The organism is Streptomyces canus, from assembly GCF_030815415.1.
GTDB classification, from domain to species: Bacteria; Actinomycetota; Actinomycetes; order Streptomycetales; family Streptomycetaceae; genus Streptomyces; species Streptomyces canus_F.
Genome location: NZ_JAUSWW010000001.1, coordinates 3,902,465 through 3,926,931, shown reverse-complemented (window position 1 = coordinate 3,926,931; position 24,467 = coordinate 3,902,465). Strand labels below are relative to the sequence as shown.

Genomic DNA, 24,467 nt, shown 5'->3' with positions numbered 1-24,467 from the left:
ATCCCCCCGTTCATCCACGCGCCCGTCGCGCCAGCTCGTGCAGCACCGCGGAGGTGGGCACGGGCGCCTGGCGGACGCCGGTCAGTTCCCGCTGGAGATAGGTGCCGGCCGAGGTGAACCCGGCGGCCGCGCCCTGCGGACGGAACCCGTGCCGGACCTCCAGCTCGCGCAACCCGGGCTCCGAGGAGAGGAGTTCGGCGAGCGCCCGGCCGTTCTCGGTCAGCGGTACGACGGTGTGGTCGCTGTTGACCGTGGTGTCCGGGTAGAGGACGACCAGGTCGTCCGGCCGCTGCCCGTTCGCCAGGAGCGAGGCCACCTGCGACTCGTAGACGAGGACCAGCGGGTTGCCGGCCCCGCTGACGAAGTCCCGGAACGCCGCGTCCGTGCTGGTCTGCTGGGCGCCCTGCACACTGATCAGCTTGCGCAGCAGGGGAGTTGCCTTCCCGACCTCGGCGTCGCTCGCGACGACCTTGCCGCCGTTGCCGACATAGGAGGCGGCGGCCAGATAGAGGGCGCCGGAGTTGGAGGACTCCGGGTCGGTGCTGGCGAGGTAGAGCGTGCCGCTCAGCTCCCCGTACTTCGCGGCGCCCTTGAGCTGCTGCCAGGTGCGGTCCTCGCGGGCCGCGTCGAGGTAGGCGGCCATCCTGAGCGTGCCGCGGTGTTCGGCGTCCAGTGTGGCGAGCCCGTTGTCCGCGAGCACCTGGGCGGCGCTTTTGTGCGCCACGACGACGAGGGGCGAGTAGAAGGGGCGGGGGAGTGTCCCCGGCACCTTGTACTTCGCGGCGAGTTCGACGGCCGGCGCCTGACTGGAGGGAAGGGCGAAGTCGTACCCCTCGAGGTCGAGCCCTTCCATGGCCCAGGACCCGGAGGTCTCGGCCTTCACGGTGAGCCCCTTGGCGGCCAGGGCCTTCACCACATCAGGATCGGCGAAGAACTCCGCCTTCTCCGATCCGATCACTCCTCGCACGGTCTTCGTTGCCGTGCTCTTGTCCCCGCTGTCCCGGCCCGCTGCGACGGCTGCCACCACTCCGCCGATCAGCAACACCGCGAGGACGATTCCGATGATTCGTCTCACACAGCCAGACTGCTCGCGGAACCCAACATTCCCCGGCAGGAGGCATGAACGGGAGGTGTCATACCCACTCCAGTACTGCAACGCCGCCAGGGGCGCGGGGAACTGCGCGATCAACCACAACGAACCCGCAGCCGCAAGACGACACGAACCCCTACGGCGAAGAGGCGCCGCGGCTCAAGCCAACGCAGTGTGTGGCGCCTGGTCCGCGCGTCTCTGTGGGTGCACGCGGACCAGGGCCGTTCCAGGGATCAGCCGGCCGCGGTCAACTCACGCGGCTCAGCCAGCGCAGCGGCATGCGCATCCATGCGTTCCGCGGCCAGAATCGCCGCCGCCGTGTCCGCACGCGATGCCGCCACCACCAGCGCCCGCCCCGCCAGGGCATGCGCCCGTCGGTGCAGAGAAGTGAGCCGACCGTCGCCCCCGCCGGAGGCGCGGGCCGGCGTGCTGCCGTTCCGCAGCCGCGTCACCTGCTCGGCCAGCCGCTCCGCGGCCGCGTCGAGGTCGGCCGAGGGTGAAGCCGCACGCAGTTCGTCCGTCACCGCCAGCAGGGCCGCCAGATGCCCCGCGAGCTGGAACTCCAGCTCCTCCTCGCGGGTCCGGTGCGGAAAGTCGGACGCGGTGCCGGCCATCGTGCTGTGGACCGACTTGGTGCGGATCGGTTCGTACATGGGATGGCCTCCTGTGCTGTCAGGAAATCATCCTAGCTTAGATTCAGTCTAAAGTTGAGCGACGGTCGCGGATTCACCTACGGCTGGCTGTAGCCGTCCAGGAAGTTCCCGATCCGCGTCACCGCGTCCCGCAGATCACGGGCGGTCGGCAGCGTCACGACCCGGAAGTGATCGGGCTCGCTCCAGTTGAAGCCGGTGCCCTGGACGACCATGATCTTCTCGCGCCGCAGCAGGTCGAGGACCATCTGCCGGTCGTCCTTGATCTTGAAGACCTTGGGGTCGAGCCGCGGGAAGAGATAGAGCGCGCCCTTCGGCTTCACACAGCTCACGCCCGGGATCTGGGTCAGCAGCTCGTACGCCACGTCCCGCTGCTCGCGCAGTCGCCCGCCCGGCAGCACCAGGTCGTTGATCGTCTGGCGCCCGCTGAGCGCGGCCACGACTCCGTGCTGACCCGGCATGTTCGCGCACAGGCGCATGTTCGCGAGGATGGTGAGGCCCTCGATGTAGGAGTCCGCGTGCGCGCGCGGGCCGGAGATCGACATCCAGCCGACCCGGTAGCCCGCGACCCGGTACGCCTTCGACATGCCGTTGAAGGTGAGGGTGAGCAGGTCGGGGGCGACGGCCGAGGTCGGGGTGTGCGTGGCGCCGTCATAGAGGATCTTGTCGTAGATCTCGTCCGAGCAGACCAGCAGGTTGTGGCGGCGGGCGATGTCGGTCAGGCCCCGGAGCATCGCCTCGTCGTAGACCGCGCCCGTGGGGTTGTTCGGGTTGATGATCACGATCGCCTTGGTGCGGTCGGTGACCTTCCGCTCGATGTCCGCGAGGTCCGGCATCCAGTCGGACTGCTCGTCGCAGCGGTAGTGCACGGCGGTGCCGCCGGAGAGGGAGACGGCGGCGGTCCACAGCGGGTAGTCCGGGGACGGGACGAGGACCTCGTCGCCGTCGTCCAGCAGGGCCTGCATCGCCATCACGATGAGCTCGGAGACGCCGTTGCCGACGAAGACGTGCTCGACGTCGGTCTCGATGCCGAGGGTCTGGTTGTGCATGACGACGGCGCGGCGCGCGGCGAGCAGACCCTTCGCGTCGCCGTACCCATGGGCCGAGGACACGTTGCGGAGGATGTCCTCGAGGATCTCCGGCGGGCACTCGAAGCCGAAGGCGGCCGGGTTTCCGGTGTTCAGCTTGAGGATGCGGTGGCCCGCCGCCTCAAGCCGCATGGCCTCCTCGAGAACCGGGCCCCGGATCTCGTAACAGACGTTGGCGAGCTTGGTCGACTGGATCACCTGCATGTCAGGGAGCTTACGGCGGGGTAACGCTCCGTGGGTCGTGTTTTCCACCACGCGAGACGGAGCGGTTTGGGTGGTTATCGCCGGTGGCTGTCCCAGGGGCCCCGCCCGTCCCTACAATCCGCGGCCATGTCCAGCCCAGACGAGTACGGAAACGGGAGACACCGCGCGAGCGACCCCCAGGTCCCGCCGAACGTGTACCACCCGCGGACCGAGCCGCCTCCGCCGTACGAGGAGTACGCCGACCCGGCCGTCGCGCACGGCTGGCAGAACGCGTACGACGAGACGGCAGAGCTGCCGCGGATCCCGTCCCGGCGCTCCCGTACCGGCTCCCGCCGCAAGCCGAGCCCCTGGCGCTCGCGGCGGATGGCGGTCGCGGCCGGTGCGGTGGGTGCCGTGTCGGCGGCCGCGCTGATCGCCGGGTTCGGCTTCTCGGGGGGCGGGTCGGCGCCGGGTGACGCCGAGGGCAAGCACGGCCGTACGGGACCGTCGGCGGCCGACGGCTCCACGGAGCCCGGCGAGGCCGGCACCGCGACCGGCTCGGACGGGACCGGGTCGCCGGACGCGGGCGCGTCCTCGTCTTCGCCCTCCTCCGAGGCTGCCGTCTCCAGTGCCTCCCCGTCGGCTTCGGCGGAGACGTCGAAGGGCGCGAAGGACGCGACGGAGTCGGGGCAGCCCTCGGGTGCCTCCACCACCCCGTCGCCGACCGCGACCGCGAGCCAGTCCGCCCCGGGCAACGCCAGCGGCAAGGGGCGCGGACAGGGGAGCACGAAAGGGCCCAAGTAGCCGTCGTACTGGGTAGGTTGCCCTTGCCGGACGTGGGGTGTCCGTTCCGGCCAGGTCGCGTGATCAGGCTTGACACAACTTCTTGCCCGATTGCCCACCCCTCTTCACAATGCGCATGACAAACTCACGGACGGCCGGAAGATTTCCGGTCGTCCAAGTCGCAAGAGGGGACCCCCACATGAGAAAGCCTCTCGTCGCCGCACTCAGTGTCCTGGCGCTCGCCGGGATGGGTACGGCACCCGCGGTCGCCGCCGAACCCGCGGCCGCGGGCGTCGGCAAGAGCGTGGACACGGACACGGTCACGTCGGTCGTGCACGACCTGGTCACGTCCACCACGGCGGCCGTCAACCAGGCCACCTCGCCGTCGCCCACGCTCCAGGCCGTCACGCTCGCCGGGACCGTCTCGCTCAGCAACTGTTCCGGTTCGGTCATCCGCTTCCCGAACTCCCTGGACACCGACCCGGCCCTGGTGCTCAGCAACGGCCACTGCCTGACCTCCGGTTTCCCGGCGCCCGGCCAGGTCATCACCAACCAGGCCTCCACCCGGACCTTCGGTCTGCTCAACTCCTCCGGCTCCCGGGTCGCGACGCTGCGCGCGAGCAAGCTCGCCTACGCGACGATGACCGACACGGACGTCTCGATCTACCAGCTCACCAGCACGTACGCGACGATCAAGAGCTCGTACAACATCTCCCCGCTGACCGTCCAGGACACCCACCCGACCGCCGGCACCGCCATCACCGTGGCCTCCGGCTACTGGAAGACGCTCTACAACTGCAACATCGACGGGTTCGCCTACCGTCTGAAGGAGGGTGACTGGACCTGGAAGGACTCGGTCCGTTACACCTCCGCCTGCAACACCATCGGCGGCACCTCCGGCTCGCCGGTGATCGACCAGGCCACCGGCAAGGTCGTCGCCGTCAACAACACCGGCAACGAGGACGGCGAGTCCTGCACGGTCAACAACCCGTGCGAGGTCAGCGAGAGCGGCACCGTCACCGTCCGCCAGGGCATCAACTACGCCCAGGAGATCTACAACATCCCGGCCTGCTTCACGACCCGCAACCAGCTGAACCTGAGCGCGAGCACCTGCACGCTGCCCAAGCCGTAGTCATGCACGGGTGGCGTTCCGTCGTACGGGACTACGACGGATCGCCCGCCCCGCCAGTACGTCCGTCCGTCGGCCGTCCTCGATCACGAACCGGCCGTCGATCAGGACGTGCGGGATGCCTGTCGGGAGCGTACGGGGGTTCTCGTACGTCGACCCCGCCGCCACCGTCGCCGGATCGAAGAGCACCAGGTCGGCCCGGTACCCCTCGCGCACCAGCCCGCGGTCCGGCAGGCGCAGTCGTGCCGCCGGGCGGCCGGTCAGATGGGCCACGCACTCCTCCAGGGACAGCACGCCCAACTCCCTGACGTACCGGCCGAGATAGTGCGGGAAGGTGCCGTACGCGCGCGGGTGCGGCTTCGTTCCTTGCAGGATGCCGTCCGAGCCGCCGGTGTGGGCCGGGTGGCGCATGATCTGCCGGACGTTCTCCTCGTGGCCCACGTGCTGGAGGATCGTCGTCCCGAGCCGGTCCCGCAGGAGCAGGCGGCGCGCGGTCGTCCAGGGGGTCTCGCCGCGTGACTCGGCGGACTGCCGGACCGTACGGCCGACGAAGTCGCCCAGTGCCGGATCGCCGACCCCCGAGATCTCGATCGTGTCCCACTCGATGGGCACCCCGTGGCAGCCGTCCGCGCCGATGACCTCCAGGTGGTGCCGGATCCGCTCGGCCGTCCCGTCGTCCGCGAGCCGCTCCAGGATCCGCTCCGGTCCGCCCTCGCTCGCCCAACTCGGCAGCATCGCCACGAGGGTGGTGCAGCCGGGGGTGTAGGGGTATGTGTCGAGGCTGATGTCGGCGCCCTGCGCGAGCGCGTCGTCGAGAAGAGCCAGCAGCTCGGGCGCCCGGCCCTTGTTCACGCCGAAGTTCATGGTGGCGTGGGCGAGATGGAGGGGGCAGCCCGCCTCCTGGGTCAGGGCGACCATCTCCTCGTACGCCTCAAGGGCCCCGGCCCCGTACGAGCGGTGGTGCGGACAGTAGTAGCCGCCGTACGACGCCACCACCCGGCACAGCTCGGTGAGTTCGGCGTCCTTGGCGTACATGCCGGGCGTGTAGGTGAGCCCCGACGACATGCCGACCGCGCCCTGCTCCATGCCCTCGGCGACCAACTGCCGCATCCGGTCGAGCTCTTCAGGGGTCGCTTCCCGGTCCTCCCAGCCGACGGCCAGCATGCGGACGGTGCCCTGGGGGATCAGATAGGCCGCGTTGACGGCGATGCCCCGGCCTTCGAAACCGAAGTCCAGGCGGTCGAGGTACTCGCCCACCGAACGCCAGTCGAAGTCGATGTCGTCGCCGTACCCGTTCCAGCCGGTGATGGCCCGGCGGACCTCCGCGAGGGTGCGGTCGTCGACGGGAGCGTACGACAGCCCGTCCTGGCCGAGGACTTCGAGCGTGACCCCCTGCGCGGCCTTGGCGCTGTGGTCGGGGTCGCGCAGGAGAGCGAGGTCGCTGTGGGCGTGCATGTCGATGAAGCCGGGGGAGAGGACGAGCCCCTCCGCGTCCAGCTTGCGTCGGGCCATGGGACGTTGACAGCCCGCGTCGGCCGCCTCCTTGACGATCGAGACGATCCGGCCGCCGTCGATCACGACGTCCGCGCGGTACGACGGCCCACCGCTGCCGTCCACGACGTCCGCGTCCCGGATGACGAGCTCTTCCATCGGCGACAGCCCCCTCAGAAGCAGGTTCAGAAGTAGGTACGGATGTAGTCGACGACCGTGCCGTCCGCCTCGACGACCGGAATCAGCTGCCACTTGTCGAAGGACGTGCACGGATGGGACAGCCCCAGGCCGAGCCAGTCACCGACCTCCAGATCGGCCTCGGCCCCGGTGCGCAGCCAGGCGTGCTGGTCGGACAGGCCGGTCACCTCGATGCCGTCCGCGGGACGTTCGGCCCCCTCCCGCCGTACGACCTGGGCGAACGGCAGATGGAGGTCGTAGGCCGCGTCCCGCTTGCCCGCGTTGGCGAAGGCCTGCTCGGGGGAGGGCCGGGAGACGACCTGCGTCCACAGCCGGAACGCCGGTTCCAGGGCGCCCTCCTCCGGGACCCGGTTGAAGGGGGTGATCTTCCGGTAGTGGCCGTCGTCGTGCGAGACGTACGCGCCGGAGCGCAGCAACTTCAGTACCGGAAGGGAGAGTTCGGGGATCTCCGCGAACACGTCGGCGACGGCGTCGAACCAGGCGCTGCCGCCCGCGCTGACGACGACCTCGTCCGTGCCGCCGAACCGCCCGTCCTTGTCGAACGCGACCGCGAGGGAGACCAGCCGCCGCAGCCAGGCGTGCACACGCTCGGGGTCGGCGTCCGGGACCTCCCCCTCGTACCCGGCGACACCGACGAGCCGCAGGGTCGGTACGGCGGCCACGGCGTCGGCGACAGCGGCGCACTCGGCCTCCGTGCGGACCCCGGTACGGGCGCCGTCACCGGCGGCGAGCTCGACGACCACGTCGAGGGGGCGGCCGGCTCCGCGCAGGGCCGCGTCCATGAGTTCGACGCCGCGTACGGAGTCGACGTAGCAGATGAGTCGGAAGCCGGGGTCGGAGTCGAGCTCGGCGGAGATCCACCGGAGCGCGGCCGGGTCGACGAGTTCGTTGGCGAGGAAGACGCGTTGCGTGCCGAAGGCCCGGGCGACGCGGACCTGGTGCGGCACGGCGAGGGTGATGCCCCACGCCCCGTGCTCGATCTGGCGCTGGAAAAGCTGGGGTGCCATGGAGGTCTTGCCGTGCGGGGCGAACGCGAGTCCGTGCCGTTCGGAGTAGGTCTCCATGAGCCGCAGATTGTGCTCCAGGCGCTCGGCGGAGAGGGCCAGGACGGGGGTCGTGAAGCCGTCGGTGAAGAGGTTGCGGCGCTGGGCGGCGAGCTCGGCGACGGTGAGGCCGTCGGCGTCCGGGGGGAGGCCCTTGAAGCGGTGATCGACACGGTCCTCTGCCAGGCGGGCGAGCGCTTCGGAGGGGCTGTCGGCTGTCATGGAGCCTCCCTGATCTGGTGCGTTGCGCTTGCTGCAACGTCCATTGCGTATATCGCTTACTGCTGTCTAACATCTCGGCCAACGCAGGGTCAATGGACCCCCATGACCGAGACCGAGGAGCTACGACCATCGTGACCAACGCCCCCGACATCGTGGATGTCGTCGCGCTCGGCGAGTCCATGGTCACGTTCCTGCCCAGTCGGCCCGGCCCTCTCGCCGATGTGCCGTCGTTCGAGCGGGGGATCGGCGGGGCCGAGTCGAACCTGGCCTGCGGGCTGGCCGCCGCGGGGCACTCCGTGCGGTGGGTGAGCCGGGTGGGCGCGGACGGCTTCGGTGACCATCTGGTGGCGACGGTCGGTTCGTACGGCGTGGACGTGTCGGCCGTACGCCGTGATCCGGCGCGGCCGACGGGCGTGTACTTCCGTACGGCGGGGGAGCGGGGTACGGACGCGCACGAGGTCGCCTACTACCGGGCGGGGTCGGCGGCGTCGGCGATGTCTGCGCAGAACGTGGATCTGGAGGCGGTGCGGGCGGGGCGGGTGCTGCATCTGACGGGCATCACCGCGGCGTTGTCCGAGGACTGCCGGGGGTTGCTGCACGAGCTGACGGCTCCTGGCGCGGGGCGCCCCCTGATCTCCTTCGACGTGAACCACCGGCCCGACCTGTGGCGGGACGCCGAGGGGGCGGGGGTGGTGCGGGAACTGGCACGCCGGGCGGATGTGGTGTTCGTGGGGGAGGACGAGGCGGAGGAGGCGTGGGGGGTGACGGGCGGACCTGAGGCGATCCGGGAGTTGCTGCCGGAGCCGGGCGTGCTGGTGGTGAAGCAAGGGGCCAAGGGGGCCGCGGCATTCGTGTCGGCTGCGGGCCGGAGGGGGCTGGTCGCGCGGTTCCCCGCGCCCCTGGGGGCGGGTGGCGGGCCGGGGTCCCAAGGTGAGGTTTCCTTGTCCGCGCAGGGTGCGGGTAGTTGTGGCGCTGCGGGCCGGTGGGGGCTGGTCGCGCAGTTCCCCGCGCCCCTGAGGTCGGGCACCGACCCGGAGTCACAAGGCGAGGCTTCCTCGCCCACCTTTGTTCCCGCCCTCGACGTCGACGTCGTGGCCACCACCGGTGCCGGGGACGCCTTTGCTGCCGGGTTTCTCTCCGGCATGCTGCGAGGTCTCTCCGTGAAGGCCTGTCTCCGGGCCGCACATCTCCATGCTGCCGCCACCCTCACCACCCGCGGTGACCTCGCCGTACCCCCCGCCCGCGACACCCTCGACCGTCTGGCGGCCGTGGACGACGGCACCTGGGGGACACTTCGACTCGGCCCCGGCTGGACGCAAGCCGTGCAGGCCCCGGAGGAGGTACGCATTCCATGAGCCAGACCGTCGACCGCGCGCTCAGCATCCTGCCGTTGCTCGCAGAAGGTCCCGCAGACCTGGGGCAGGTCGCCGACCGCCTCGGCGTCCACAAGTCCACGGCACTGCGGCTCCTGCGCACGCTCCACGAACACGGCATGGTCTACCGCCAGTCCGACCAGCGCTACCGCCTCGGCGCCCGCCTCATCGCGCTGGCCCAGGAGGCGATGGAGAACCTGGACATCCGCGAGATCGCCCACCCCCACCTCGTACGCCTCAACGAGCAGTGCGGCCACACCGTCCACCTCGCCGTGTACGAGGAGGAGGAAGTCCTCTACATCGACAAGGTCGAGAGCCGCTACCCGGTCAGGATGTACTCCCGGATCGGCAAACCCGTCGCGATCACCGTCGCGGCCGTGGCCAAGCTGCTCCTCGCCGATCTCCACGAGTCCGAGCGCCGCACCCTCGCGGACAAGCTCGAGTACCCCATGTACACGTCCCGTTCGACCCCCAACGCACCCGCTTTCCTCAAGGAGTTGGATCGCGTGCGCGAACAGGGCTGGGCCACCGACCTCGGTGGCCACGAGGAGTCCATCAACTGCGTCGCCGCACCGATCCGCGGCGCCGACGGCAGGGTCGTGGCCGCGATGTCGGTCTCCGCCCCGAACGTCGTCGTCACCGCCGACGAACTCCTCACCCTGCTCCCGCTGGTCCGCCGTACCGCGGACACCGTCAGCGGCGAGTACTCCGGCAGAACTCCCGTCAAGGAAGCCACCTCATGACCGAGAAGACCGAGAAGGCCGAGAAGGTCGCGCTCACCCCCAGGACCCACACCACGCCGCCCGCGAAGTTCTCGCACGGTGTGCGCAAGGGCAACATCCTCCAGGTCGCCGGCCAGGTCGGCTTCCTCCCCGCCGAGGAGGGCAAGCCCCCGACGCCCGCCGGCCCCACCCTGCGCGAGCAGACCCTGCAGACCCTCGCCAACGTCAAGGCGATCCTGGAGGAGGGCGGTGCAAGCTGGGACGACGTGATGATGATCCGCGTCTACCTCACGGACGTCGACCACTTCGCCGAGATGAACGGCATCTACAACACCTACTTCGAGGAGCAGGGCCTCACCGCGCCCCCGGCCGCCCGCACGACGGTCTACGTCGGCCTCCCCGCCGGACTCCTCATCGAGATCGACGCGCTCGCCGTACTCGGCTGAGCCCGCACCCCCTCAACTCCCGCACGCCGTAAGCGGACGGCATGGCCCCCGACGGGTGGCCATGCCGCGATACCCCCTGCCCGAAAGCTGTATGCACTCAAGCAGAGGACCCCCATGTCCCAACCGCTCGCCGCAACCACCGAAGCTCCCCCGCACACAGGTGGTCTGCTCCTCCTCATCGACGGCACGGCCGGTCTGCTGACCGTCGCCGCCATCGGCATTGCCCTCCTCCTCTTCCTGATCATCAAGGTCAGACTCCAGCCGTTCGTCGCCCTCCTCGCCGTCTCCATAGCCGTCGGCCTCCTCGCGGGCCTCTCGGTCACCGAACTCTTCGGCACGGTCCAGCGCTCCGACGCCGTCTCCACCATCGAGTCCGGCATGGGCGGCATCCTCGGCCATGTCGCGATCATCATCGGCCTGGGCACGATGCTCGGCGCGATCCTCGAAGTCAGCGGCGGCGCCGAGGTGTTGGCGTCCCGCCTCCTCAACCTCTTCGGTGAGAAGAGGGCGCCCCTCGCCATGGGCCTCACCGGCCTCATCTTCGGCATCCCCGTCTTCTTCGACGTGGGCATCTTCGTCCTCGCCCCGATCGTGTACGCGGCGGCGAAGCGCAGCGGCAGGTCGATCCTGCTCTACTGCCTCCCCCTCCTGGCCGGTCTGTCGATGACCCACGCCTTCCTGCCCCCGCACCCCGGACCGGTGGCCGCGGCCGGACTGCTCCACGTGGACCTCGGCTGGGTCATCCTGATGGGCGTGGTCTGCGGCATCCCGGCGGTACTGGCCGCCTGGGCGTACTCCGCGTGGATCGGCCGGCGCATCTTCGTGGCCGTACCGCAGGACATGGTGGAAGCGGCCGCGGAGGCCAGGCTCGCGGTCGTCAACGAGCAGCGCGAGCAGGGCGTGGAGCCCCGCGAGGACCCGGTCCCGCTGGGCACGGTCCTCGGCATCATCGGCACCCCGCTGGTTCTGATCCTCGCCGCCACCTTCTCCTCGATCGCCCTGGACCCCTCCACGGGCCGCTCGGTGATCGAGTTCTTCGGCAGCCCCTTCGTCGCCCTGACGATCGCGCTGCTCCTCGCGTACTACCTCCTGGGCCTGAGGCGCGGCTGGTCCCGCAAGTCCCTGGAGACCGTCTCGACGGCCTCGCTCAAGCCGGTCGGCAACATCCTGCTTGTCGTGGGTGCGGGCGGGGTCTTCGGTGCGATCCTCAAGGCGAGCGGTGTGGCCCAGGCGCTCTCGGACACCTTCAACGACGTGGGCCTCCCGGTGATCGTCCTGTCGTACCTGATCTCGGTGGTCCTGCGGGTGGCCCAGGGCTCGGCGACGGTGGCGATCGTGACGACGGCGGGCATCGTGGCGCCCCTGCTCTCGGCGGGCGGCCACTCCCAGGCCTTCGTGGCCCTGGTCATCATGGCCATCTCGGCGGGCTCGATCTTCGCCTCGCATGTGAACGACGGAGGCTTCTGGATGGTGGCCAAGTACTTCGGCATCAGCGAGCGGGACACGCTGAAGACCTGGACGGTCCTGGAGACGGTCCTGTCGGTGGTCGGCTTCGTGATGGCGGCCGTGCTCAGCCTGATCGTGTAGGCGGGAGACGGTGATCGACGGATCTGTCCCCCCACCGGCGGTACATGCGCATGTTGCCGGTGCGTCGGTGGGGGACAGATCCGCCGATTCGGCATTCCCAGCAGCCGACCTCGGCCCCCGGCGCCCCACGGCACAGCTTCGTCCGCCATACTTCCCGCTGTGGAGCAGCGCATAGGTTCGAGCAGCAAGCCCCTGGAAGGCGCCGGGTTCGACCCGGCCTTCATCCCCGGGCTGACCTCACCCGTGTCCGGCGAGCCCGAGGACGTCGAGCCGGAGGACGCCGAGGAGCCCCTCGCGGAGGAGGTGTCCCTCACGAAGAAGGAGGCCGCCGACACCGAGGAGGAACCCACTCCCGACGAGCCGGAGGCGGACGCGGCGGACGGCCCTGTCTTCGAGGCGTCCGACCGCCGCGCGAAGATCGTCGCCGACGCCAAGGGCGTGCGCCTGAGCCTCGACGAGGAGCGGTGCGAGTTCCGCTGGGACGAGATCGGCGCGGTCGAGACCGAGACGCCGCGCTTCGGCAAGCGGTACACGATCACCGTGCACACCCCGGACCGGCGCTGGTACCCGATCGAGATCGAGGCCACGTCGCGGGCGCGTTTCCAGGAGTGGGACGAGCAGCTGGACGCCGTCCTCGACGCCTACTTCGAAGACGACGCCGACGCCGCCGCCGACAAGACCGAGGACGACTAGTCACCCACCCAGGGGCGCGGGGAACTGCGCGACCGGCCATCACCGGCCCGCAGCTCCCCGCCGACCCGTCCACCTCTAACTGCAGTACTGCGTCTCCTTGCCGATGGACCGGTACATACAGTCGGAGTTCTCCAGCAGCTGGAGCACGGCGTCCCGGTTGCGCGCGGTCTCGGCCGCGATCACCTCGTCGGGCGGGTAGAAGCCGCCTCCGGAGCTCGACGAGGGGTACATCTCGAAGGTGTACGCGAAGATCTTCTGGCTGCCCCACAGCCAGTCGTCGATCGATCCGTCGGTGATGTACAGGTCGCTGGACTGCTCGGGCGTGTAGCCGTTGCTCGCGGCCATCTTCCCGCCGACCGTCGCGAAGGCGTTGCGGTCGTCGGCCGTCATGCCGGTGGCCGTGTTCGCCGTCGTGTAGCCGTAGGGCCACAGGACCAGTTCGCTGTACGTGTGGAAGTCGATGCCGGCCTTGATCTGCTGCACGCCGCCGACGACCCGGCTGCGGACGAAGTTGGCGACGACCTTGACCTCGGGCGCCGACTCGGCCGCCGGGCCGCGGTATGTCTCCGAGGAGGTCGATCCGGACGAGCCGCCGCAGCAGCCCCACCGGTAGGCCCAGTTGCGGTTGAGGTCGGTACCGACGTACGAGGAACCTGAGTTGGGCTGGCGGTTCTTGCGCCAGGAGCGGTAGGAGCCGGTCGCGACGTCGTACTCGCCGCCGTCGGGGTTGAGGTCCGGGACGATCCAGATCTCGCGGTTGTCGACCATGTTGGTCACGCGGGAGTCGGTGCCGTAGTCCGAGGTCAGCTCGTTGAGCAGATAGAGCGCCATCTCGACGGTGAGGTGCTCACGGGCGTGCTGGTGGTGGGTGAACAGCACCTCGGGCTCGGACTCGTCGGTCGCCACGTTGTCGCTGATCTTGATGGCGACGATGTTCCGGCCCTGGTACGAGGTGCCGATCACGCGGGTGCTCGCGATGGACGAGTGGGCGGAGACGACCGAGTTGATCTCGCTCGTCATCTCCGCGTAGTTGTGGTACCTCGAGTCGGCCGAGGGGAAGTCGAGGATTCCGACCTCGCCGTCCTCGGCGGAGGACCGGTCGGGGACCGCGCCGAGCGCCGTGATGTCGTAGCCCTGAGCCCGCAGTCTCTTGATCTGGTCGGCGCGGCCGGAGATCACGACACCGTGGTCGTCCACCTCGTCGATGGCCACGCCGGCCTGCTGGAGGGCCGTGCGTTCCTTGACCGTGGCGTGCGTGTGGACCTCGTACTGGCGGATGGTGTCCGCCGAGGGAGCCGCCTTGGCGGTGCTGTCGGCACTGGCGCCCGGGGAGAGGGGTGCCGCGAGCGCGAGGGCGAGGAGGGCGGCGAACACAGCGGTACGTCTTCCGCCGCGGGCGCCTGAGCCTCGTATGCGAAGTCGCATGAAGTCTCCTAGTTTCTCCAGGGATTCCGGGGTCTCCGGGCCTGGAGCAAGTGGGGATACAGGTGACTCACAGGTGCGGGTGCGGCGCTCATCGTGCGCCTATGGCATGAGCAGGTCAAGAGTCAATAAAGGCGCGGTGGCCGGAACCCGGCGGCCGTGGCCCGATCCCGAACTGATGTCCTTAGGTAGTGAATCGGGTATTCCTCCCCGTTTGTGTCACGGTCGCGGCGGACATCCTGCTCCCATGCTGCAACTCTCCGGGAGCCGCCCCCCGGGCCCCGATCCTCGGTACGCCTCGTGCCTCCAACCCCCCTTGGGGGCAGGCCATCTGAGCGTCGAGTACACCCCCCGTCCAGCCGCCGTCCGCGAGGCCCGCGCCACGGTCCGCCGACAACTGGAGAGGTGGGGGCTCGCGGACCAGGAGGACCTGGTGGACACGGCCGAGCTGCTCGTCAGTGAACTCGCCACCAACGCCCTGCTGCGCCCCCACAGTCCGAACGACGCGGGAGGTACCCCCACCGCGAGCAGCTTCCGGCTCACCCTCTCCGCCTCGCACGGCGTGCTGCGCTGCGAGGTCGCCGATGTCGGCCGCCGCACTCCCCAGGCGGGCACCGCGGAGAGCGGCCGGGGGATGTTCCTGGTGGATGCGCTCGCCCGGCGCTGGGGCTGCCATCAGGACGGGCCGGGCAAGACCGTGTGGTTCGAGCTCGGCACGTGCGGGTCCGACGACTGTGGTCGGCGAGAGCTGTTGTGACGTCGAGTACGCGCATCAGGTGAAGATCCACGCAGGCCCTCTTGCCGGGCAGGCCGCTTTGGGCTTTCTTGACCTGCATGGCGGACACCACGGGCAACCCCACGGACACCCAGGCATCATCCGGCAACTCCCGACCTCGTAAGTCCAGTTGGAAGTACATCGGACCCGGCATCGTCGTCGCGGCCACCGGCGTCGGCGCCGGCGACCTGGTCGCGACCCTCATCGCGGGCAGCAACTTCGGCTACACGCTCCTGTGGGCCGCCGTCATCGGCTGCCTCGTCAAGATCTCCCTCGCCGAAGCCGCCGGCCGCTGGCATCTGTCCACCGGCCGCACCCTCTTCGACGGCTGGGCAAGCCTGGGCCGCTGGACCTCGTGGTTCTTCGTCGCCTACGTGGTGATCTGGGGCTTCGTCTACGGCGCCGCCGCGATGTCGTCCAGCGCGCTCCCGCTCCAGGCGCTGTTCCCGGACGTGATGGACCTCAAGTGGTGGGCGGTCGCCTGCGGTCTGACCGGCCTCGTCTTCGTCTGGTTCAACAAGTACGAGGTCTTCGAGAAGGTCATGACGGTCCTGGTGGGCGTCATGTTCGTGGTCACGGTCTACCTGGCCGTCCGCGTCACCCCGAACCTGGGCGACGCCTTCGCGGGACTGCTGCCCGTCCTCCCCGACGAGAAGGACTCGATCCTCAACACCCTCGGCCTCATCGGCGGCGTCGGCGGCACCATCACCCTCGCCGCGTACGGCTACTGGGTCAACGCCAAGGGCTGGACCAACACCGGCTGGATGAAGGTCATGCGGCTCGACAACCGCGTCGCCTACGCCACCACCGGCATCTTCGTCATCTCCATGCTGTTCGTCGGCGCCGAGATGCTGCACTCGGCGAACATCGCCATCGCCAGTGGCGACAAGGGGCTCATCCAGCTCAGCGACATCCTGGAGGACAAGTACGGCTCGGCGACCGCCAAGTTCTTCCTCATCGGCTTCTTCGCCACCTCGTACACCTCCCTGATCGGCGTCTGGCACGGCGTGAGCCTGATGTTCGCCGACTTCGTCGCCCGCTTCCGCGACAAGGGCGAGGGCAAGGGGACGGGCGAGGAGGTCGCCTCCGGTGCGCGCGAACGCTCCTGGCCCTTCCGCGCGTACCTGCTGTGGCTGACCTTCCCGCCCATCGTCCTGCTCTTCCAGGGCCAGCCCTTCCGCCTGATCATCCTCTACGGCGTCCTGGGCGCGGCCTTCCTTCCCTTCCTGGCCGGCACGCTGATCTGGCTCCTCAACTCCTCGCGTACACCGGCCGAATGGCGCAACGGCCTGATCAGCAACGGGATGCTGGTGATCGCCGGACTGCTGTTCCTGGTGCTGTGCGTGAAGCAGATCTGGGATCAGCCCTGGTCGGAGTTCTTCTGACCGGTCTGCGACTCCTCCCGGCTCGGCCCCCACTTCGAGCTGAGCGCGATCTTCTTGAGCTGCTCCATCGTCAGGGCGGGCTTGTCACGGCTCGGCGCGTCGTGCGGCCCGCCCGCGTTGAGGGCGCTGATCACGACCCGCAGCCCGTTGATCCGCACCGTGTCGACGGTCCACCTGACCGTGCCCGAGACGTCCTTGTCACCGGCGTCCTCGCGGGTGACGAGCATCGTGCCGTCGCCGACCTCCTCGGCGCCCTGGAAGATGCTCTCGCCGAGCAGGTCCCCCATGTTCGGCTGGACGTTGATCTCGACAAGGCTCTTGCCCTTGCCGTCGTCGACGACGACATAGCCCCACCCGGACTCGTCACCGCCCCTCGAGACCGGGGTGAGACCGTCGGGGAGGAGATCGACGAGCGTCTTGCGGATGTCGCTGGTGGGGGCGGCGGTCTCCTCCGGGCTTGCCAGCGAGGACTTGTCCTCCTTGGGGATGGCGTCCACCGCCGTCAGCCACGCCGGCGCGGTCACCAGCTTCTTCAACTCGGCGGCGTCCAGCGGCGGGTTCTCGCGGGTGACCGGCGAGCCCTTCTCGGCCTCGGCGTTCCACTCGTACACCGCGACGTGCTGGCCCTTCGGCGTGATCAGGTCGGCGGTCCAGTGCTTGGTGGGCTCTCGCTTGTCGGGATACTCGTACCCCTGGAAGATCCTCAGCACGGAGCCGTTGTCCAGCCGGCTCGTCCGGCAACTGTCGTACGGCGTGAACGTCTTGTCCGGGCACTCGGTCCACTGCCGGGTCTGCTCGGTGCCCGGCTCGACCCGGTCCATGCTCACGGAGACGACGGAACCCCCGTCCCCGTCGTCCCACACGAGCCACGCGTACGGCGCGTCCTCGGTACCGCGGCCGGTCTCCTGGCTGAACTTGCCGTAGCCGAGCTGCTCCTTGAGCGTGCTGATCAGCTCCTGGCCGGAGACGGGCGGCACGGTCGCCGTGGCGCTCGGCTTCGAGGCCACCGAGGACGGGTCCGGGTCCGAACCGCCGCCGGGCAGGAGCAGCGCCCCGCCCACCCCGACGAGCGCGAGGGAGGCCGCGCCGCCCACGACGGCGGCCCGGCGCCGCAACCGCAGCCGGCGGCCACGGGCGAGGCCCGCGGTGGTGAGCGCGTACGCGTCGGCGTCGAACTGGCCGCCTGCGTCGCGCAGTTCGGCGACGACACGGTCTTCGAAGGGATCACTTTGCTGTTGAGCGGGCATGGCTAACCACCGTTTCCCCGAGGTGTGAAGGATGAGAAGTCAGAGGTGTGGATGAGGCGAGGGCACAGGGACGGGTGGGGCCGTCAGAAGCGGGCGTACTCTCCGAGGTCCTCGCCCAGCAGCTCCCGCAGCCGGCCGAGGGCGCGGGTACAGCGGGTGCGGACCGCGGAGGAACTGGCGTTCATGGCGTCGGCGGTCTCCTCGATCGAGCGGTCCTCCCAGTAGCGCAGTACGACCACCGCCCGGTCCTTGGCGGGCAGCCGGGCCAGCGCCTGGAGCAGCGTGAGGCGCAGCGGGACGTCGCCGTGGTCGGCGTAGGCCTGCTCCGGGAACTCGGCGGTGGCGCGCTCCTTGCTGCTGCGGCGCCGCTGGTGGGCGAGGAACGCCCGGGTGAGGACGGTCTGCGCGTACCCGGCGGGGTTGCCGACCCGGGCCACCCGGTGCCAGCTGATGTAGAGCCGGCCCAGGGTCTCCTGCACCAGGTCCTCGGCGAGATACGTGTCCCCGGCGGTGAGCAGGCACGCGGAGCGGTACAGATGCCCCGCGCGTGCCGCCGCGAACTCCGCGTACTGGTCCGCAAGGACCTGTCTCATGTGTTCCCCCTGCTCGTGGAGGCGCCGACTGCGCGCTCTCACTTCATTGATGCGGTGGCACCCCGGAAATGTTTCACACGAGATGCGGGGAATCTTGAGGCCGGGTACGACGAGTAGGTTGCCGTATGTACACACCCACGCACACCACCCCGGGGGCTCACCATGACCCACCCGCCCTACCCGCCCCAAGGCTTCGGTCCACCCCCACCGATGCCCCCACCGCCCCCCGCCGGCCCCGAGTTCCTCGCCGTCGACCGCCGTAGCTCGGTGTCCGTCGACGCGTCCGGAGTCACCCTGGAACTCAACGGTGTCGAGGCCGACTTCGACTGGCCGGAGATCCGCAGCGTCCACTACAAGGCGAGCCCGAACGGAAAATCGCTGATGCTGGCCGTGGTCCATCTCGACGGCCAGTTCTACGAGTGCGTGGTGGACGCGAAGTCGAGGGACCGGCTGGGGGAGTGGTTCGCGGGGCTGGCCGCGGTGTTGGGCTACTACAGGCCGATGGGGTGAGTCGTGGCAGTCACCCATCGCATCGCCGTCAGGGTCGCGGAACAGTACGGGGCCGATGCGGATACGGTCATCTGGTTGCTGAAGGAAGCAGAGGCCGAAAGATTTCGCAAGGTCCCGTCGGAGAGAGTGACGGCCGCCATCGTCATCCGGGCGAATGGCGATGCGGACAGGCTTTTCCGTGCGATCAAGGAGATGCAGATCGATTGGCGGGACCTGTTCATGTCGGCGCAGCTGGGGCATGCTGACTGGCGGGCGGATCTGGATGACGCCTTCGGCCCGCGAGACTGGCTCGATCGGCTGCTGTTTCTTCCGAGCGACCACATCGCGGGGTACGGCAGCCTGGGCGACCTGATCGAGGAGGTCGATCCACCGCAGCTGGATCCGGCGGAATTCGCCCGAGCCGTCACACAGCGCCTTAGGCGCTCCCCTGAGCTGATCGACGAATGGCAGCGCTTTTGCCACGACAACCCGGTGGACGGATACGCCGACTTCGTGATCCGCGAGGCCGAGGACGTGCTGAAGTTCCTCGGTGGTCTGCTCCGGCAGTGAGCGTGGGGATGGTCTGCCCGCCCCCACGCTCAACCCCATCCGCTACGGCAACCCGTGCACGTGCGGACCCACCGCGTTCGACCACGCATTCCCTGCCGACGCGTCCCAGTTGGCCGACCAGGTCATCGCGCCGCGCAGGTCGGGGTAGGTCTTGGACGGCTTGAAGGAGCCGCAGCCCGTGCCCTTGGTCAGGCAGTCCAGGGCGTTGTTCACCACGGACGGTGAGACGTACCCGCTGCCCGCGCCGCTCGTCGAGGCCGGCAGGCCCAGGCCCACCTGGGACGGGGAGAGGCCGCCCTCCAGTTGGATGCAGGCCAGGGCCGTCAGGAAGTCCACCGAGCCCTGCGAATACACCTTGCCGTCGCAGCCGAGCATCGAACCGCTGTTGTAGTACTGCATGTTGACGACCGTGAGGATGTCCTTGATGTTCAGGGCCGTCTGGAAGTAGGAGTTGGACGTCGACTGCATGTCGATCGTCTGCGGCGCCATCGTGATGATCAGGGACGAGCCCGCCTTGGCGGAGAGCGACCGCAGCGCCTGGGTCATGTACGTCGCGTTGAGGCCGTTCTCGAGGTCGATGTCCACGCCGTCGAAGCCGTACGTCTGCATCAGCGAGTACACCGAGTTCGCGAAGTTCGCCGCCGAGGTGGAGTCGTTGACCGCGACCGTCCCCCGCTCCCCGCCGACCGAGACGATGACCTTCTTCCCGGCCGCCTTCTTCGCCGCGATGTCCGCCTTGAACTGGTCGACGGTGTAACCGCCCAGCCCCGCCGAGTCGAGGTTGAAGGTCACCGCGCCCGGAGTGGTCGTGGCGTCCGCGAAGGCCACCGCGATGATGTCGTACTGGGACTGGACGTCGGAGATCTTCTGGACCTTGGCCCCGTTGTTGAAATTCTGCCAGTAGCCGGTGACGGCGTGCTTGGGCAGCGCCGGCCCGGTCGGGGTGGTCGTCGTCGTCCCCGTCACCGCCGTCGACTTCGCCGACTCACCCGCCGCGTTGGTCGCGGTGACCTGGAAGGAGTACGACGTCGACGCCGCGAGCCCGGTCACCGTCGCCGACGTGCCGGTCACCGCCGTCACCTTCGTACCGCCGCGGTAGACGTTGTACCCCGTGGCCCCGGACACCGCGTTCCAGGCCAGGGACACCGACGACGAGGACGTACCGGAGACCGCGAGGCCGCTCGGCGCGCCCGGAACAGTCGGGGCCGGGTCGGTGCCACCGCCGCCGTCGGGGCCGTACACCGAGACGTCGTCCGCGAAGTACGCCGACTGCCCGTACCAGCCGTGGGTGTAGACCGTCACCGAGGTCGTCGAGGCGCCGGTGGTGAAGGTCGTCGACAGCTGCTTCCAGGACGTGGAGTCGGGCGTCCACGTCGACACGTCCGTCGTACCGGTGCCGGTCACACCGAGGTAGGAGTACCCGCCCTGCACCCACGCGCTGAGCGTGTACGTCGACCCGGGCTTCACCGCCACCGTCTGCGTGCACTTCGCGTGGTCCTGCCCGGCCGGCGTCGCCTTCAGCGCGGCCGTGCCGCCGTGCACCGGCGAGGAGACGGTGGCCCCGCTCCCCGCCGTACAGGTCCAGTTCGTCAGGCCGGACTCGAAGCCGGCGTTCTTGGCGTTGTTGACATCCGCGGCGGAGGCCTGGCCTGTGCCGGACACACCGAGGGCGAGGGCTGCGAGAACCGCTGCCGACCAGAAGCGAGCAGAGCGTCGTCTGAGTATGGCCATGACAAGCAGACTGGTTCAGACCAATCGCGTCCGTCAATAGGTCCAGACCATCTTTGCGAGTCTGCGAGGTCTGCGGTGGTCCCGCGGGTCCTCCCATAGGGGCATCGGCATATGCAATCCGCCCTGATTTGGGGAGCCTTGCGCAAAAACAGTTGCCATCAGCTGAAGAAACGCTGTTCTCCGGTCACATGGGCGTGGCTAGAGTGCTGACGTAGTCACGCAGTGAAGTCGACTGGGTGTGCCGGAGTAACGCCGGTCGGGCCGGCGGGGCATGGGAACGGGGAGCTGCGCGTGCCAACTGCCATTGCCGTGACCGGTGCCGACATGGCGCTGCCGCCGCAGGACGAGCGAACCGTGCCCGCCGTCGTGCTCAAGGGCCTGGACAAGGAACCGCTGGAGCGCACGCTGCTGGGCCTCCAGGCGCTCATCGACCAGCACGGCCATGTGATCGTCGTCTGCTCCCAGGCGGTGCCGAAGGCGGTCGAGCGACGCCTGCACACCGTACGGTCCCTCCTGGAGAGCGACCGTATCGCCGTGTTCCGCCCAGATCTGCCGCCCCTCGGGCTGGCCGTCCTGGCCCGCCAGTTGAGGCAGCTCGCCTCCTGCGACCTCGGTCCCGGCGTGCTCGCCTCGGCGGGCCGGCTGCTCACCCACTACATCCACGCCGGGGCGGTCCTCGGCTCCGTCACCAAGCTCGACCGCGTTCCCGTGGACCTCAAGGCGCATGCCAAGTCATGGATGCCGGGAAGTCAGTTCGGTGTGATCGCCCACCCCGAACCGCAACTGGTCCGCATCGGCCCCGAAGCCGCCCTGAAGGGACCCGAGTTCGCCACCGCCCTGCTGGTCGCCAAGGGGCAGTTCCCGTCCGACTGGGTCTCCACCACCCTTGCCCCGTCCTGGAACGTCCAGGGTCTGCGCGAGGTCCCGCTCCCCGCCGAGTCGGCGTCGTGGTGGGGCACCCCGAAAGTGGTCGAGTTCTGTTCGTTCCTGCCCGACCTCTCGGTCCTCTACCAACTGGTCACCTCGGTCCGCCAGAGCGCCTGCCACTGGTGCGGCATCGATGTGATCGGCGACCGCTGTGTGTTCTGTTCCGCCACGTCACCGCTCACCGAGAACCAGCAGAACCAACTCACCGCCGGGTGAGCCCTGTCGACCGATATCCCCCAATGAGGTTGTCCGGTTCATGAACTCCCGTCAGCGCCGCGGCGTCATACTCCTGATCCTGTCGGCCGTCTGCGCCCTCGCGGCCTTCGCCGGCGTCCTGTCCGTCATCAACGACGCCGAGTCCAAGGTCGGACCCGAGGTCACCGCCTACCGGCTCAAGACGAACGTGGAGCCCTACAAACCGTTGAGCACGGCCCAGTTCGAGAAGATCGAGATGCCCGATCGGTGGTTGTCCGACAACGCGGTCCGCAATCTCCGTGAGATCGACGGCAAGATCGCGGTCACCGCCCTGAAGAAGGGCTCCCTGCTGCAGAGCGACATGATCGTGGCACAGCCGGCTCTGCAGCCCGGGCAGCAAGAGGTCGCCATCATGATCGACGCGGCGACCGGTGTGGCCGGCAAGATCACGCCGAACTCCACGGTCAACGTGTACGCCACCTTCGAGGGTGAGCGGGAGGGTGCTCCCGACCAGTCCAAGATCATCGTAACGAACGCCAAAGTCCTCGACGTAGGCGACCTCACCCCGCTCCAGCCCGACGCCGACGACCGCACCCGCGAGGCCACCGAGGCCGTCCCCATCACCTTCGCGCTCTCCGCCATCGACGCCCAGCGCATCACGTACGCCGAGTCCTTCGCCAAGCGCGTCCGGCTCGCACTGGTCGCACCGGGCGAGACCGGCACCGTCCCCGACCAGGACCGCACGTACGAACTCGCGAAGGACAAGTGAGAGCCGTATGCCCACGAGGATCCTGCCGGCCGTAGGCGACGCGGACGCGGTCCGCTCCATCACCACCCTGCTCAGCCAGCTCCCGGACGCCGAACCGGTGGCCCCGGTCGTCGACTCCACCCAGCTCGTCGACACCCTCGCGCGCCTGGCCGCCGAGTCCTTCGACGAACTGCCCGAGGTCGTGATCGTCCACGAACGCATCGGCCCGGTCCCGGCGTTGGAACTGATCCGCGAGGTCGCCCTGCGCTTCCCCGCGGTCGGCGTCATCCTCGTCTCCTCCGACGCGAGCCCCGGCCTCTTCCAGGCCGCCATGGACTACGGGGCACGGGGACTGGTGGCGCTGCCGCTGAGCTACGAGGAACTGGCCATCCGGGTCCAGGCGGTCGCCCAGTGGTCGGTGGGCGTACGGCGTCATCTGGGCGGCACCGTCGACGTGTTCACCGGCGTAGGCGGCACGGTCGTCACGGTCAGCGGCGCGAAAGGCGGAGTGGGGACGACCCTCACCGCCATCCAACTCGCCCTCGCCGCCCAGGCGTCCGGCCGCAGCACGGCCCTGGTCGACCTCGACCTCCAGACCGGGGACATCGCCTCCTTCCTGGACGTCCAGTTCCGCCGCTCGGTGGCCGACCTGGCCACCATCACCGACATCTCCCCCCGCGTGCTGGCCGACGCCGTCTTCCGCCACGACACCGGGCTCGCCCTGCTGCTCGCCCCCGGCGAGGGCGAACGCGGCGAGGAGGTCACCGACCGGGCCGTCCGCCAGATCGTCAGCGCCCTGCGCTCCCGCTACGAGGTCGTCGTCATCGACTGCGGCGCCCAGATCGGCGGCGCCGGCGCGGCGGCCGTCGAGATGGCGGACACGGCCCTGCTCGTCACCACGCCCGACGTGATCGCGGTACGCGGCGCCAAACGGACCGTCCGCATGTGGGACCGGCTCCAGATCCGCAAGGCCGAGGAGACGACGGTGGTCGTCAACCGGCACACCCGCGGAACCGAGATCCAGCCTTCCCTGGTCCGGAAGATCACCGGCACACCGGTCGCGGGCGTGGCGATCCCCGCCAACTTCAAGGAACTGCAGTCGGTTGTGGACGCCGGACGCGTCCACGAGCTCGACAACAAGAGTGTCGTGAAGCAGGCGATGTGGGGGCTCGCGGGGGAACTGGGACTGGTCAAGCCGGCCGAGGGAGCGCACAAGGGCGGACGGTCCAGGGGCGACCGGGCCGCGGTGGGCTTCCGCCGACGCAAGGAGCTGGGGCCATGAGGCGGCTCGGGGTCATGAGGCGGCTCTGGGGCACGGGGCGCCGGGACTCCGGCCAGGTCACCATCGAGTTCCTCGGCATGACCCCGCTGATCATCGTCACCCTGGTGCTGCTGTGGCAGTTCGTGCTGGTGGGATACACCTTCACGCTGGCGGGGAATGCTGCGGACGAGGCGGTACGGGCGGGCACGGCGGCGAGCCCGGGGGAGCGGCAGGGCGCGTGCGAGACGGCAGGGCTGGAGAAGCTGCCGGACGCGTGGGACGGCACCGTGGAGTGCGGCACCGGCGGCGGCTATGTCACGGCCGACGTCGAACTCCGGGTCCCCGTCCTCTTCCCGGGCGCGATCGGCTTCCCGTTCGAGGTGACGGGTCATGCCGGTGCCGTGGAGGAGGAGAAGGGGGACTGAG

24 protein-coding genes are annotated in these 24,467 nt (G+C 69.4%); 15 read left to right on the top strand and 9 right to left on the bottom strand.

Annotated features, from left to right (window positions below; genetic code table 11):
- Positions 1–10 precede the first annotated feature (10 nt).
- The 3 genes from QF037_RS17995 to QF037_RS17985 all read right to left on the bottom strand — a co-directional run bounded on the left by QF037_RS17995 (position 11) and on the right by QF037_RS17985 (position 3,032).
- Positions 11–1,075 (bottom strand): hypothetical protein, encoded by a 1,065-nt coding sequence (locus tag QF037_RS17995; RefSeq protein ID WP_307026501.1) that lies wholly within the window; start codon positions 1,073–1,075, stop codon positions 11–13.
- Positions 1,076–1,323: 248 nt separating this feature from the next.
- Positions 1,324–1,743: an SCO4983 family protein gene (locus QF037_RS17990; protein ID WP_307026499.1), complete on the bottom strand. Its 420-nt coding sequence runs from the start codon at positions 1,741–1,743 to the stop codon at positions 1,324–1,326.
- 77 nt (positions 1,744–1,820) lie between these two features.
- Positions 1,821–3,032, bottom strand: coding sequence for a pyridoxal phosphate-dependent aminotransferase (locus tag QF037_RS17985; protein WP_307026496.1), 1,212 nt, complete (start codon positions 3,030–3,032; stop codon positions 1,821–1,823).
- Positions 3,033–3,158: 126 nt separating this feature from the next.
- Here QF037_RS17985 and QF037_RS17980 point away from each other — a divergent pair, with 126 nt between their 5' ends.
- Positions 3,159–3,815 (top strand): hypothetical protein, encoded by a 657-nt coding sequence (locus QF037_RS17980; RefSeq protein ID WP_307026493.1) that lies wholly within the window; start codon positions 3,159–3,161, stop codon positions 3,813–3,815.
- A 178-nt stretch (positions 3,816–3,993) separates the two neighbouring features.
- Positions 3,994–4,926 carry a S1 family peptidase gene (locus tag QF037_RS17975; RefSeq protein WP_307026491.1) on the top strand — a complete coding sequence of 311 codons (933 nt, stop codon included), beginning with the start codon at positions 3,994–3,996 and terminating at the stop codon, positions 4,924–4,926.
- On the opposite strand, the gene QF037_RS17970 is transcribed toward QF037_RS17975, so the two are convergent.
- Together QF037_RS17970 and QF037_RS17965 are read right to left on the bottom strand one after the other, a co-directional pair.
- Positions 4,927–6,573, bottom strand: coding sequence for an N-acyl-D-amino-acid deacylase family protein (locus QF037_RS17970; RefSeq protein ID WP_307026489.1), 1,647 nt, complete (start codon positions 6,571–6,573; stop codon positions 4,927–4,929). It lies immediately after the preceding gene.
- 26 nt (positions 6,574–6,599) lie between these two features.
- Positions 6,600–7,877 (bottom strand): amino acid deaminase, encoded by a 1,278-nt coding sequence (locus QF037_RS17965; protein ID WP_307026487.1) that lies wholly within the window; start codon positions 7,875–7,877, stop codon positions 6,600–6,602.
- Between the two features lie 92 nt (positions 7,878–7,969).
- On the opposite strand from QF037_RS17965, the gene QF037_RS17960 reads away from it, so the two are divergent.
- From QF037_RS17960 to QF037_RS17940, 5 genes are all read left to right on the top strand, one after another.
- On the top strand, positions 7,970–9,232 hold the full coding sequence (locus QF037_RS17960; protein WP_373463741.1) for a sugar kinase: 1,263 nt from the start codon (positions 7,970–7,972) through the stop codon (positions 9,230–9,232).
- A complete protein-coding gene (locus tag QF037_RS17955) occupies positions 9,229–9,993 on the top strand; it encodes an IclR family transcriptional regulator (RefSeq protein WP_307026482.1) in 765 nt (254 codons plus the stop codon). Before QF037_RS17960 ends, QF037_RS17955 begins: the two co-directional genes overlap by 4 nt.
- A complete protein-coding gene (locus QF037_RS17950) occupies positions 9,990–10,418 on the top strand; it encodes a RidA family protein (RefSeq protein WP_307026480.1) in 429 nt (142 codons plus the stop codon). Before QF037_RS17955 ends, QF037_RS17950 begins: the two co-directional genes overlap by 4 nt.
- Before the next feature lie 114 nt (positions 10,419–10,532).
- On the top strand, positions 10,533–12,005 hold the full coding sequence (locus QF037_RS17945; protein ID WP_307026478.1) for a GntP family permease: 1,473 nt from the start codon (positions 10,533–10,535) through the stop codon (positions 12,003–12,005).
- A 159-nt stretch (positions 12,006–12,164) separates the two neighbouring features.
- Positions 12,165–12,698, top strand: coding sequence for a hypothetical protein (locus tag QF037_RS17940; protein WP_307026476.1), 534 nt, complete (start codon positions 12,165–12,167; stop codon positions 12,696–12,698).
- A gap of 75 nt (positions 12,699–12,773) precedes the next feature.
- On the opposite strand, the gene QF037_RS17935 is transcribed toward QF037_RS17940, so the two are convergent.
- Complete coding sequence (locus tag QF037_RS17935; RefSeq protein WP_307026474.1) at positions 12,774–14,123, bottom strand: M14 family metallopeptidase; 1,350 nt, start codon at positions 14,121–14,123, stop codon at positions 12,774–12,776.
- Between the two features lie 244 nt (positions 14,124–14,367).
- On the opposite strand from QF037_RS17935, the gene QF037_RS17930 reads away from it, so the two are divergent.
- Both QF037_RS17930 and QF037_RS17925 read left to right on the top strand, forming a co-directional pair.
- On the top strand, positions 14,368–14,877 hold the full coding sequence (locus QF037_RS17930) for an ATP-binding protein (protein ID WP_307026472.1): 510 nt from the start codon (positions 14,368–14,370) through the stop codon (positions 14,875–14,877).
- Positions 14,878–14,954: 77 nt separating this feature from the next.
- Positions 14,955–16,280: an Nramp family divalent metal transporter gene (locus QF037_RS17925; RefSeq protein ID WP_307026470.1), complete on the top strand. Its 1,326-nt coding sequence runs from the start codon at positions 14,955–14,957 to the stop codon at positions 16,278–16,280.
- Here the strand turns inward: QF037_RS17925 and QF037_RS17920 are convergent.
- Both QF037_RS17920 and QF037_RS17915 read right to left on the bottom strand, forming a co-directional pair.
- The gene (locus QF037_RS17920; protein ID WP_307026468.1) at positions 16,256–17,527 is read right to left on the bottom strand and encodes a hypothetical protein; all 1,272 of its coding nucleotides are present in this window, start codon (positions 17,525–17,527) and stop codon (positions 16,256–16,258) included. The two genes, QF037_RS17925 and QF037_RS17920, sit on opposite strands and share 25 nt — an antisense overlap.
- An 83-nt stretch (positions 17,528–17,610) precedes the next feature.
- The gene (locus tag QF037_RS17915; RefSeq protein ID WP_307026465.1) at positions 17,611–18,120 is read right to left on the bottom strand and encodes a SigE family RNA polymerase sigma factor; all 510 of its coding nucleotides are present in this window, start codon (positions 18,118–18,120) and stop codon (positions 17,611–17,613) included.
- A 210-nt stretch (positions 18,121–18,330) separates the two neighbouring features.
- Between QF037_RS17915 and QF037_RS17910 the strand changes: the two genes are divergently transcribed.
- Together QF037_RS17910 and QF037_RS17905 are read left to right on the top strand one after the other, a co-directional pair.
- On the top strand, positions 18,331–18,630 hold the full coding sequence (locus tag QF037_RS17910) for a hypothetical protein (RefSeq protein ID WP_307026463.1): 300 nt from the start codon (positions 18,331–18,333) through the stop codon (positions 18,628–18,630).
- 3 nt (positions 18,631–18,633) lie between these two features.
- Entirely contained in the window at positions 18,634–19,179 is a 546-nt protein-coding gene (locus tag QF037_RS17905; RefSeq protein ID WP_307026461.1) for a hypothetical protein, read from the top strand.
- Between the two features lie 42 nt (positions 19,180–19,221).
- Here the strand turns inward: QF037_RS17905 and QF037_RS17900 are convergent, their stop codons facing one another.
- Positions 19,222–20,910, bottom strand: coding sequence for a chitinase (locus QF037_RS17900; protein ID WP_307026459.1), 1,689 nt, complete (start codon positions 20,908–20,910; stop codon positions 19,222–19,224).
- A 291-nt stretch (positions 20,911–21,201) separates the two neighbouring features.
- On the opposite strand from QF037_RS17900, the gene QF037_RS17895 reads away from it, so the two are divergent.
- From QF037_RS17895 to QF037_RS17880, 4 genes are read left to right on the top strand one after another with little or no spacing between them, the layout of a single operon-like run.
- Complete coding sequence (locus QF037_RS17895; RefSeq protein WP_307026457.1) at positions 21,202–22,053, top strand: hypothetical protein; 852 nt, start codon at positions 21,202–21,204, stop codon at positions 22,051–22,053.
- A gap of 40 nt (positions 22,054–22,093) precedes the next feature.
- A complete protein-coding gene (gene cpaB, locus QF037_RS17890) occupies positions 22,094–22,801 on the top strand; it encodes a Flp pilus assembly protein CpaB (RefSeq protein WP_307026455.1) in 708 nt (235 codons plus the stop codon).
- A gap of 7 nt (positions 22,802–22,808) precedes the next feature.
- Entirely contained in the window at positions 22,809–24,062 is a 1,254-nt protein-coding gene (locus tag QF037_RS17885; protein ID WP_307026453.1) for an AAA family ATPase, read from the top strand.
- Positions 24,059–24,466 carry a TadE/TadG family type IV pilus assembly protein gene (locus QF037_RS17880; protein WP_307026451.1) on the top strand — a complete coding sequence of 136 codons (408 nt, stop codon included), beginning with the start codon at positions 24,059–24,061 and terminating at the stop codon, positions 24,464–24,466. Before QF037_RS17885 ends, QF037_RS17880 begins: the two co-directional genes overlap by 4 nt.
- Position 24,467 lies beyond the last annotated feature (1 nt).